Source organism: Streptomyces sp. LUP30 (assembly GCF_001746365.1).
In the GTDB taxonomy this organism is placed as follows: Bacteria; Actinomycetota; Actinomycetes; order Streptomycetales; family Streptomycetaceae; genus Streptomyces.
The window spans coordinates 202,234-213,579 of the sequence record NZ_MJAJ01000002.1 but is presented as its reverse complement, the minus strand read 5'-3'; the positions used below and the strand labels follow the sequence as shown (position 1 = coordinate 213,579).

The 11,346-nt window shown below is 70.9% G+C and carries 7 protein-coding genes; 2 read left to right on the top strand and 5 right to left on the bottom strand.

Features of this window, described 5'->3' with window-relative positions:
* The first annotated feature begins 29 nt into the window (after positions 1–29).
* Entirely contained in the window at positions 30–2,864 is a 2,835-nt protein-coding gene (locus tag BG482_RS02855) for a hypothetical protein (RefSeq protein ID WP_256096218.1), read from the top strand.
* 47 nt (positions 2,865–2,911) lie between these two features.
* On the opposite strand, the gene BG482_RS02850 is transcribed toward BG482_RS02855, so the two are convergent.
* From BG482_RS02850 to BG482_RS02830, 5 genes are all read right to left on the bottom strand, one after another.
* Positions 2,912–3,913, bottom strand: coding sequence for an ABC transporter ATP-binding protein (locus tag BG482_RS02850; RefSeq protein ID WP_370745738.1), 1,002 nt, complete (start codon positions 3,911–3,913; stop codon positions 2,912–2,914).
* 216 nt (positions 3,914–4,129) lie between these two features.
* Positions 4,130–4,861, bottom strand: a complete 732-nt coding sequence (locus BG482_RS02845; RefSeq protein WP_069767212.1) for an ABC transporter ATP-binding protein — start codon at positions 4,859–4,861, stop codon at positions 4,130–4,132.
* Between the two features lie 261 nt (positions 4,862–5,122).
* Positions 5,123–8,485, bottom strand: a complete 3,363-nt coding sequence (locus BG482_RS02840) for a discoidin domain-containing protein (protein WP_256096217.1) — start codon at positions 8,483–8,485, stop codon at positions 5,123–5,125.
* A gap of 174 nt (positions 8,486–8,659) precedes the next feature.
* The gene (locus tag BG482_RS02835) at positions 8,660–9,130 is read right to left on the bottom strand and encodes a LysR substrate-binding domain-containing protein (RefSeq protein WP_256096216.1); all 471 of its coding nucleotides are present in this window, start codon (positions 9,128–9,130) and stop codon (positions 8,660–8,662) included.
* Between the two features lie 179 nt (positions 9,131–9,309).
* Positions 9,310–10,185, bottom strand: coding sequence for a LysR family transcriptional regulator (locus BG482_RS02830; protein WP_069767211.1), 876 nt, complete (start codon positions 10,183–10,185; stop codon positions 9,310–9,312).
* A 123-nt stretch (positions 10,186–10,308) separates the two neighbouring features.
* Here BG482_RS02830 and BG482_RS02825 point away from each other — a divergent pair, with 123 nt between their 5' ends.
* Positions 10,309–11,307: an NADP-dependent oxidoreductase gene (locus tag BG482_RS02825; RefSeq protein WP_069767210.1), complete on the top strand. Its 999-nt coding sequence runs from the start codon at positions 10,309–10,311 to the stop codon at positions 11,305–11,307.
* Positions 11,308–11,346: the final 39 nt, after the last annotated feature.

The window sequence follows — 11,346 nt, the reverse complement described above, 5'->3', positions numbered from 1 at the left end:
GCCCGGGACACGACCGGAAAGGACGGACCGTGACGCGAACCGTGGGAGCGGGAGCGGCGGTGACGCGGCGTCTGATACGCAAGGAGACCCGCGGCGATCTGCCGTTGCTGGCCTGCCTGGCGGCCGTCGTCCTGGTGTTCACGGCGCTCTGCGCGTGGGCCCCGGCCTTCGCGGGCGGCCAGGAGGACCGCGCACTGCGGCAACGTGTCGACGCCTCACAGGCACAAGCGCCCCTGATCAGCCTGAGCACCACACCCGAGGTATTCGACACGGTGCCGCCCGCGGTGGACGCGGCCGGCCTGCTCCGCGCCGGCCGCACTCTCACCGAGCAGCTCACCGGCCCCGCCGCACATCATGTGACCGTCACCGGCGGCAGCTACGACTACGACCAGGCGTCCCTGATCTCACCGCGGCCCCCGGGCCCGGCGAACACCAGCACCCAGCTGGCGCTCAGCTATCTGCCGTCCGCGCGGGCCCACCTGCACTACGTCAGCGGCCGACCGCCCGCTGACCACACGCCGTTGGGCACGGCGCCCCAGATCGGGTTGTCGCAGAGCACCGCGCAGGCGCTCGGGGTCCGCGCCGGCAGCCTGCTGACCCTCGAGTTCGCCAAGACGCTCGGCGTGCAGGACGCACCACCCCACGCGAAGCTGCTCGTGAGCGGCGTCTACCGCACCACGGCCGCGAGCGACGACTTCTGGTCGGGCCGCGAGACACTGGACCAGCCGTCACGCTACCCGGCCGAGCACTCCGCCGGCACCGTGCTCGCCGTCCGTGGCCTCATCGGCCTCGACGCGGCCGACCTGCTGGCCGGCGCCGGCGTCGGCGGCCCCCGGATGACCTGGCAACTGCGCGTCGACCTGTCCGGGGCGGCGCTCGACCGGGCCCGCGCGCTGACCGGCCCACTGTCCCACTACAGCGCGGACCTGAGCACGGCCCTGTGCCAGGGAGCCGACCCGATCACCGGCGACCTCGGCTGCCATGTCGGCGGCCAGGCCACCGGCCCCCTGCTGGTGATCGACTCCCTGACGCCGCTCCTCGCCGCCTTCACCGCTCAGGACCAACAGGCAAGACAGCTGGCGACGTTCGCCGTCGACGCGCTGGCCGCGGTCGCCCTGGCCACTGTCACCGTCGCGGTACGGCTGCTGCTGCGCCGGAGGCAGGCGCATCTGCGGTTGCAGCGCGCGCGGGGCGCGTCCACCGGGCGACTGGTGCTGATGCGCTGCGCCGTTGCCTGGCCGGTGGTGGCGGTCGCCGCACTGCTCGGCTGGGCGGCCGCAGAGCCCCTCGCTCCCAGCGGGACGTCCGGATCGCCACAACCGATGACCGCCGCGCTCGCCGCCTCGGCCGTGGCGCTGACGGTGTTGCTGATGACCTGGCTCGCGGTCCGTGAACCACGCAGAACCGTCCGACTGCGGCGCTCACGCCGGAACCTCGCCGTCGGCCGGCGCGTGGTCCTGGAGCTGACGGTACTGATCGCGACGGGAGCGGGCGTGGTCGCGCTGCGCTCACAGGGCCCCGACGGCATTCTCGGCGCCGTGCCGGCGCTTGTGGCGCTCACCGTCGTACTCATCCTGCTGCGGTGCTACCCGTTCATGCTGCGCCTGGTGCTGCGGCAGGGCCGGCGCAGCCGGGGAACGGTGGGCTTCATCGGGGCCGCCCGGGCCGCCCACGACGCCCCGGCGACCGGGATGGCCCTCTTCGTGCTGGTCCTGACCCTGGGAACGGCCGTGTTCGGCGGCCTCGTGCACCGTACGATCGACGACGGTCTGGTCACGGGTGCGGCCTGGACCACCGGCGCCGACGCGAGTGCGACCGTGGCCGGGACCGTCACGCCCGCATCGGACACCCGTGCCACCGGAACACGGACCGCCCTCCAGCATCTGTACACCCTCGACCTGGCAGGACAGGCCGACGGCGCGGTGATCTCGCCGGTCGCCGTCATCACCGTGGACCCGGAGCAACTGGCCGCCGTCGCCCCGAAGTCACCGCTGGCCGCCACCCTGCTGGCCCGGCTGACCACGTCCACGGATTCCCGGGCCGACGCGAACGCCCCCCTGCCCTCCCTCCTGTCGCCCGACCTGCGGGCGAGAGAGCGCACCGGCGGCTTCACCGGCACGGTCGTACGCGACGGACAGCGCCCGAAGGACCTGGTCTTCACACCGGCCGGCACCCTCACCGCCGCCGAACTGCGCGACCCGCTGCTGGGGCCGGTCACGGCGCAGATCGCCGCCGGGACACCCCTGCTGATCACCACCGCCAGAGCCGCCCGCTTGATGCCCCCGCAGCCCTCGGGCAGCACCGTCCTGCTCCTCAAAAGCGACGCACCCGCCACCGCGGAACCCGCCGCACTGCGGTCGGCGGCGGCCAGGACGTTGGGGCCACTGGCCCGCATCCGCGTCCGCTCCGAGACGCTGAGTGCTCTGCGTACCGACGGCCTGACCCGGGGACTCGGCACGATCTACACCACCACCTCGCTCCTGGCCGCCCTGTCGGGCCTGCTCGCGCTCGTCCTGGAACTGACCCTCACCTCGCACGAGCGCAGCCGTACGACCTCCTTCCTGCGCACACTCGGACTCGGCGGCACAGAAGCGGGGGCCCTGCACTTGCTGCAACTGCTGCCACTGGCACTCGCCTCAGCGGTGGGCGGCACCCTGCTCGGGCTGCTGGAACCACGGCTGATGGCGCAGACGTTGGACCTGCGGCAGTTCACCGGAGGCCCCACCCAGCCCGCACTGCACACCGACAACTCACTGACCGTGGCCCTCGTCGTCGGCGTGACCGCGCTGATCCTTGCCGCCGCGGTCGCCGAAGCCGTCGTCGCCCGCCGGCGCGGACTGGGAGCCGTACTGCGCCTCGCCTGAAGCCCGCGCCGTGACGACGCCCGCCCTGCCGACCGCCCTCGGCTCGCTCAGCGTTCGGAGGGACCGCCCGCCGCGTCGTGCGCGTCCGCCCGCGCGCGCCGCGCGGCCTCGTCGGGCCACACACCCACGTGGTCGCTCTCCAGCACGAGCCGCACCCGCTTGCGTAGGTGCAGACGCTCGGTGAACTCGCCCGGCAGCTGCAGCCGGCCACTGCCGTCCAGCACCGCGTACTCCTCCGCGGTGTGCACCTCGACGCCGTCCTCACCGGTGGCGACCCGGCGCAGCACCTCGGTCGATGTGCGCCCGTCACGGATCCGTACGGTGCGCTGCACCTGCTCGGACACCAGCGCGTCATGGGTGACCACGACCACGGTGACACCCAGCTCCTCGTTGGCCCGACGCAGCGCGGCGAAGACCTCGTCGCTGGTGGCGGTGTCGAGTTCACCGGTGGGTTCGTCGGCGAACAGCACCCGCGGCTCGTTGGCGTTGGCGACGGCGATGGCGACCCGCTGCTGCTCCCCGCCCGAGAGCGTGTCGGGAGTGCGGTCCCGGCAGTGGCCGACGGACAGCAGGTCGAGCAGTTCCTCCGCCCGGGCCCGACGCCGGGAGCGTTTGATCCCCGCGTATGTCATCGGAAGCATCACGTTCTCGGCCGCCGAGAGGTACGGCAGGAGGTTGCGGGAGGTCTGCTGCCAGACGAAGCCCACCGTGCGACGCCGGTAACCGAGCCGCTCGCGGCGCTTCATCGCCAGCAGATCGTGCCCGGCGACCTCGGCACCACCCGCGGTGGGCACGTCCTGGCCGGAGAGTATGCCCAGCAGGGTCGACTTGCCCGACCCGGAGGCGCCGACCACCGCGATCATCTCGCCCTCGGCCACCGTGAGGTCGAGGCCCTGCAGGGCCTGCACCTCGACGCCCTCGCTCTGGTAGATCCGCACCAGGTTCTCGCACACGACCAGCCCCGCCTCGCGCTGCGGGGCGGCGGCCACGGCCCGCCGACGCAGCTCGTCCAGGTCCGGTGCCCCTGTCTGCTGTTCGTGAACTCGCACACGGTCCCCCGAGAAAGTGACTGCGGACAACGCTGTCAGGCAGTCGCCAGGATATTGCGAAAGTGTCCACGAGGAGTGGGATCCGGCAGGTCGGTGGCCGCGCCGATCAGGGTGGCGCGCAGGACTGGCGCCGACGCAGAAACACCAGGCGGCATCCGGCCGGTGGCCGGTCCGGGCAAGGGCCCCGGCTCCCGTCGCCCGTCGACGGGCACGCCGTCAGGCGTCCTCGACGATGCGGCCGTCGCGGAGTTCGAGCACGCGGTCAGCCAGCGCCAGGAGTTGCGTGTCATGGGTGGCGACCAGGGCGGTGACGGATTCACTGCGGACGACGGCGCGCAGCAGGTTCATCACCGTGAGGCCGGTGTCGGCGTCGAGCTGGCCGGTGGGTTCGTCGGCGATGATCAGGGCCGGGTTGTTCGCCAGTGCCCGGGCCACCGCCACCCGCTGCTGCTGGCCGCCGGAAAGCTCGCCGGGACGCTGGTCGGCATGGTCGGAGAGGCCGACGAGGGAGAGCAACAGGTCGACGCGGGCCTCGCGTTCGCGGACCGGGACCTTCCGCAGTCGCAACGGAACCCCGATGTTCTCGGCAGCTGTCAGCACGGGGATGAGACCGAAGGACTGGAAGACGAAGCCGATGCGGTCGCGGCGCAACGCCAGCAGGCCGTCTTCACCGAGACCGGCCAGGTCGGTGCCGTCCACGGTGATCCGCCCGCCGTCGGGAGAGTCGAGCCCACCGATCAGGTTGAGCACGGTGGTCTTGCCTGAGCCGGAACGCCCTCTGAGAGCGACGAGTTCGCCGCGCGGGACGGTGAAGGACACGCCGCGCAGGGCGTGTACGGCGGTGTCGCCGCCGCCGTAGGTGCGGCGCAGGTCCTCGACCACCACCATGTCCCCGGTCGGCTCCCTGACGTCCGCCGCAGTGCCGTGTCCGCTAGGTTGCCCGCGCATCTGTCCTCCCCGCCCCGCCCCGGCTCGATCGGGGCGGTCCTTGATCCGCACCGTAGGCCATGCCGGGCCCCCGCCGGAAGGTCAAGCGGGAACACACGAGGACGACGTACCGGGGACACGGTGGATCTGTCTGGAGAAGCGCCGGAAAGCCGGTCGGGGCTCAGCCGGCGGCGGGAACAGAGACTGGTTGGCGATGGCGATGGCGATGGCGATGGGGGGCCGGTCATGGTGCATGACGGGCCCCCGTTTCCGCATGGGTTGTTACTTGATACGGATCTCGGCGAGCTGGAGGCGGTACCTGGTGCTCTCGTCAGAGGCGGGCTTGCCGAGCTTCGTGGCGGTGAGGCGTAGGTAGCGGCCTGTCGCGGCGGTGAGGGTGTAGGTCTGAGCGGCTCCGCCCGGGTTGGGTTCGGCGGTGATGGTGCGGGCGGTGGTGTAGGCGCCGGCTCCGTCGGCGCGGGTCTGGATCGTGAAGTCGACGGGGAAGCCCGGTGTGCCGCCCCCGGCAGCGGCGGCGTCCGTGCGGGGGTGCAGGGTGACGGAGCCGATGGCCCGGTCCGCGCCGAGGTCGATCTCGATCCACACCGGGGTGGCGCTGACGTCGGCGGACGGGAAGTCGATGCTGGTGAAGCCCTTCGCGCCGGTCACGCTGGTGAGGGTGCCGTCGAGGAGCCGTGTCTTGCCCCAGTCACCGTTCTCCAGCGTGTAGTTGGCGGTGACGGCGGTCGCGGCGGTGGGGACGGTGAGTTCGGCGAGTTGGAGGCGGTACTTGGTGGTCTCGTCGACGGGAGGCGTGCCGAGCCTGGTGGCCTGCAGGCGTACGTAGCGGGCGGTGGTGGTCTTGAAGCCGTATGTCTGCGCGAGCCCGCCGGGGTTGGGCTCGGCCGTTACCGTGCGGGCGGTGGTGTAGGCGCCGGCTCCGTCGGGCCGGGTCTGGATCGTGAAGTCGACGGGGAAGCCGGCTGTGCCGCCGCCGACCGCCGGGGTGTCGGTGCGCGGGAAGAGCCGTACGGCGTCGAGGTCGGTGTCGGCGCCGAGGTCGATCTCCACCCAGACGGGGTTTGCGCTGACGTCGGCGGAAGGGAAGTCGACGCTGGTGTAGCCCTTGGCGCCGGTCACGCTGGTGAGCCTGCCGTCGGTGAGCCGGTTCTTGCCCCAGTCGCCGTTCTCCAGGCTGCTGTTGCCGGTGACCGGTCGGCCGAGGGCGAGGTCGTCCAGGCGCCCCGCGCCGGTGACCGTGAACGTCCAGGTGCCCGGCTGGAGGGTGAAGTAGACGTACGAGGCGTCCTTGCTCGCGTAGCTGAGGCCCGAGACGCCGCCGGTGGCGGCGCCGCCCGTGAAGACGGTGGTTCCGTTGGCCTTGACGACCGGTGAGGCGCCGCCATAGGTCGGCACGCCCACTCGCGCCGTCGTTGCGCTCGGCGAGGTGAGGGTCAGGGTGACCTGGGAACCGTCGCGGGTGATGCCGAAGCGGATGTCGCCCTTGACGGTCGGCGTGACCGTGTTGATCTTCGTGAGGGTGCCGGTCTGCGGGATGACGTCGTACGTCGTCCAGCCGGGCTTGGTGGGACGGACGCCGGCGGCATAGGCGGACATGGTGTACAGGGGGCCGCCGTTCCAGGCATGGTTGTCTGTTCCACCCGACTTGTCCCAGATCTCCCACAGGGTGTAGCAGGCGGGGTCGGCGACCTGGGCTGCGTAGCGGTTGCGCATCCGCTCCTCGGCGACGGTGGCCGCGCCCATCAGGTAGAGCGCCTCCAGGACGTAGAACTCCATGTAGGGGCTGGCGTTGAGGTGGGTGCGCAGCACCTCGGTGATCGCCCGGTGACGGGAGTCGGGCGCGAGGCCGGCGACGACGGCGAGGCCGTTGGCACGGTCGTCGGTGTCCTTGGTGTAGCCGGGGGAGCGGTACTCGTTCTTGGAGGTGTCCCACAGGACGCGGTCGAAGTTGGCCTTGATGCTGTCGCGCTTGGCCTGCCAGGCGGCGACGTCGCCGCTGTTGCCGCTGAGGCCGGCGAGCGTGATGGCCGTGCCGAGGGCCAGGTAGTACCAGCAGTTGTCCAGGACGCGGGCGTCGATGTCGGTGCCCCAGTCCTCCCAGTCCCAGTCCCCGGCGCGGTGGCTGACCAGACCGGCCGAGTCCAGGCTCCACAGGTTCAGGTACGCCTTCACCGCCGGGTAGGTGCCGGAGACGGCGTCGGAGTTGCCCGTGTAGAGGTGGTACGTGCCGAAGGCCCACACCGACGCGAGCATCTGGACGGGCAGTTCCGCGGTCCAGATGGTGGACGGCATCGGCGAGTAGAGCACCCCGCCCGGCTTCTGCCAGGCGGCCAGCTGGGCGATGGCCTTGGCGCCGAGCGCGTGGGAGCGGGTGTCGAACGTGTAGAAGCCCTCTTTGAGCTGGTTGACCACGTCACCCCACCACTGGGCGCGCTCGCGGGTGGGGCAGTCCATGTAGTTGTCGCGCATGTTGACGTACATCGTGCGCGCCGCCTTGCCCCACAGGGTGTCGAAGAAGGCCTCGCTGCTGCTGAACGATCCGGCGAAATCGGTGTCGTAGCCGGACTCCCGGTACTTCAGGTCCAGGATGGTGACGCCGGCCGGGATCGTGTACTTCACCGCCGTGCCGCTCATCCAGGCCAGCGCCTCGAACTCCTGGACCCCGCCCGCGCAGACGTAGGTGGCCCGAACGTTGTTCTCCGCCCCGCGGGTGAGGCCGGTCAGGCCGTCACCGTCGGCGTAGTGGTCGGTCTGCATCCCGATCACCGCGCCGGGTGGAGCGTCGACCTTCAGGTACGGCGTGACCTGCAGGTTCGAGGGCAAGGTGGCCGTGATGGCGGTGGTGCCCTGTCCTGTGGGCGGCAGTGAGGACGCGTTCCCGTAGGACTTCAGGCCCGAGTACCGGAACTGCGGGACCGGCCGCTGGACGAGATCGTTCCAGGGCGCGGCGCCGGCGGCTCCGAAGTCGGTCGGGGCACTCCACGCGCTGTCGTCGAAGCCGGTCGACTCCCAGGCGGTCATGGCGGTGGCGCTGCGGGCGTCGTAGTAGACGTTCGACTCGGGCAGGCGGCTGTTGACCTGGGTGCCGCTGGTGTTGTTGGAGTAGCCGGGGTGGACGGTGTGCTTCCAGCCGGCGTCGCTGACGACCCGGGTGGTGGTGGAACCGGTGGTGATGTCGGACTGGAACAGCAGGCCGCCGCTGCCGCTGCTGCTGTGCGAGAAGCCCTGCTTGCCGAAGTACCACACCAGCAGCGCCACCGTGTTGCTGCCGCTCCTGAGGTAGGGGGCGAGGTCGATCTCGTCGTAGTAGGTGCCGGTGCGGTTGGGGCCGCGCTTGAGCTGCCCGTCGAAGACGATCAGCGTGCCGTTGACCCACAGCCAGTACTTGGAGTCCGCCGCGATCTGCGTCAGCGCCTGCGACGGCGCGGAGCCCAGGGTGAACGATCTGCGGAAGGCCACCCACTGGTTGGTCGAGCTGGACGGAGCCCAGATCCACTTTGCGGACCAGGAGACGGCGGCCGACGCCGCGGGAGCGAGCCCCGGCAGAAGTGCCGAGCCGAGGGTGGGCGCGAGCGCCACGGCTATGGCCGAGCGCAGGACAGACCGACGCGTTACCGAGGACATGCGGGCTCCTGCTGTCGATGTGCGGTGAGCGTGGGGAGGAGAGACGTCCTGGAGACCGGGGAGGAGGGGTCTCGTGGGACACCAGAGGTTTGAAACGTTTCAGTCGGGTGTTTGCAGCGGGAATTCTTTGCCGCCGCGCCAGACGGTGTCAAGGCCTGTGCAGGGGCCGCCTCTTCAGGAGGCGAGATCTCCCGCGCTGCGCCGTGAGCAGACACTCCGGCGGCGGGCCCGCGCCCGGTCGGACGCGGCATCCACCTGTGCGCGCAGACCCGCATCGGGAGGCACGCACTCGAGGAAGCGTGCGTCGGCCGGCTTGCCCATATCCGTGACGCCGGTCCCGCGCAGCCGGTGCCGGCGGCCCGCAACGGCCACGAGCGGTACCGGGCGCAGCAGGTGGTACGCGATGCCCGGGGGCGGCTGATGCTCGTGCAGGTCGGCGACGGCGACCTCCAGTTCTCCGGTCAGGAGCTGGGCGGCGGCGTCCGTACCGCCGGAGCCGGACAGGGTGATCTCGACCGCGGGGTACGCCTCCTGGTAGCCCCGCAGCAGGCCGAGCTGGTCGAAGTTCCCGGCCGTGCGGGTGACCGAGCCGATCCGCAGCCGCCCTCGCAGGGGCCCGTCGAGGGAGGCGATCTCTGCGTGCACCTCCTGGACGGGGTTGGATGCCGACCTGGCCCGAGCCGGGTCGGCATCCCGGTCGCACCCGTGGTTGCGTCCTGCTCGTGCGGCGGGACGAAGCTGACGTCGAGCTCTGGGCCGTACTCCTCGGGCCGGACGACGCCCCGGCAGACCTGATGCCCGTGGTCATCGCGACCTGGTCCCGGTCAGACTGCCGAGGTGGTCAGGACGGCCTCGGCCGCCAGCCGGAGATTTCTGACCATCGGATTCGGGTCCTCCTTGCGGCTGACCAGGACGACCTGGCTGGCGGGAGCGCCCTCGATCGGAACGGTGACGAGGTCAGGGCGCAGTGAGCTACGCCGGTCACCGACCGGTAGCACCGCGATCGCCCTGCCGCTTGCGACGAGTTCGAGCTTGTCCTCGTAACTCTCGACAGGCGGCACGTCGGCCCCGAGGATCCGGTAGGAAGCCCAGTCCGCGGTCTCGTACGCGCAAGGGGCCGCCACTTCGCCGGCCAGTTCTTCCGCGGTCACCCATGCGCGGTCGGCCAAGGGGTGGCCGTGCGGGACCACGAGCATCCGTGGCTCCTCGTACAGCGGGGTGGTGAGCAAGTCGTCGTCGGCGAGCGGCAGCGGGAGTCGCGCGATCAGGGCGTCGACGCGCTTGTCGGACAGCGCCCGGACGTCGCGGCAGCTCAGATGCCGGGTGGCGATCTCGGCGGCCGGGTGACGGCGGCGCAGTTCCCGTACGGCGGCAGTGATCACCAGATCTTCGACGTAGCCGATGGTGATTCGTTCGGTCTGGGCCTGTTCACGCACGGTCAGCTCGGCCTGGCGGGCGGCCTGCAGCAGGGCTTGGGCCTGGGGGAGGAACGTCTGGCCGGCCGGAGTGAGGTGGGCGCCCTGGGGGGTGCGGTCCAGCAGTCGTGTGCCCAGATACTTCTCGAGCCGTTGGATCTGGCGGCTCAGCGCCGGCTGGGCCACGTGCAATTCGGCGGCGGCCCGACCGAAGTGGCGGTGCGCCGCCACCACGGTGAAGTAGCGCACCAGCCGCAGTTCCAGGTCCTGTCCGAGATCGTTCACGCTTTCCAGCGTACGTGTCATGCCGTTTCGGAATGGGCAGGTTGCCGAACCGGTCTTGGACGGCCCCGCCGTACTGGGTTTTGACTGGAGGAGCAATGTTTCCTCAAGAGAGCGACGGGCGCGATGAAGGCGATCCAGTTCCACGAAGCGGGCGGGCCGGAAGTTCTGCAGTATGACGAGGTGCCGGTTCCCGAGATCGGCCCGGGCGAGGTGCTGGTCCGGGTGCACGCCGTGGGCGTCAACCCGCCGGACTGGTATCTGCGTGAGGGGATGAAGGTCATGCCTGCAGAGATGAGGCCCGCGCTGGACTTCCCTCTGATCCCCGGAACGGATATGTCGGGTGTGGTCCAGGCGGTTGCTCCGGACGTACGCGGGTTCGCCGTCGGTGACGAGGTCTTCGGCATGCTGCGGTTCCCCGGATTCGACGGCCGGACGTACGCCGAGTACGTGGCTGCGCAGGCTTCGGACCTGGCTCGCAAGCCGGCCGGTATCGACCACGTGCAGGCGGCCGGGGCGCCGATGGCCGTGCTCACGGCCTGGCAGTACCTGGTCGACCTCGGCCACGACGTGCCGTCTCCTTTCACCGGCCAGGTGCACCGGCCGGTGCCGATCACACCGGGGACGACCGTGCTGGTCAACGGGGCCGCCGGGGGAGTGGGTCACTTCGCGGTGCAACTGGCCAAGTGGAAGGGAGCACACGTCATCGCGGTGGCCTCAGGCCGGCACGAGCAGTTCCTGCGCAAGCTCGGCAGCGATGAGTTCATCGACTACACCAGGACGCAGGCCGCGGACGTGGTCAGCGGTGTCGACCTCGTGATCGACGCCGTCGGCGGCCCGGACAGCTCACGCTTCCTGACCGTGCTCAAGCGCGGAGGCACCATGCTTCCGGTGTTCTTCGCCGAGTACGACCCGGAAGAGACGGCGCGTCTGGGCATCACGGTCTCGAACATTCAGGTGCGTTCCAACGGCTCCCAGCTCGCCCGGATCGGAGGCCTGTTCGACGAGGGCAAGCTCCAGGTCGGGGTGGACAGCACCTACCCGCTGTCCGAAGCGGGCAGCGCACACACGCGAGCCGCGCAGGGCCACATCCAAGGCAAGATCGTGCTGACGGTGGTCTCGTGAACTGAACGTGGTCGTACACCTTCCTCGGGGAGCGAGGAC

Coding starts and splice junctions, on each gene's coding strand:
- BG482_RS02845 (WP_069767212.1), bottom strand. CDS start 4,861: ATGCGCGGGCAACCTAGCGGACACGGCACTGCGGCGGACGTCAGGGAG.
- BG482_RS02840 (WP_256096217.1), bottom strand. CDS start 8,485: ATGTCCTCGGTAACGCGTCGGTCTGTCCTGCGCTCGGCCATAGCCGTG.
- BG482_RS02825 (WP_069767210.1), top strand. CDS start 10,309: ATGAAGGCGATCCAGTTCCACGAAGCGGGCGGGCCGGAAGTTCTGCAG.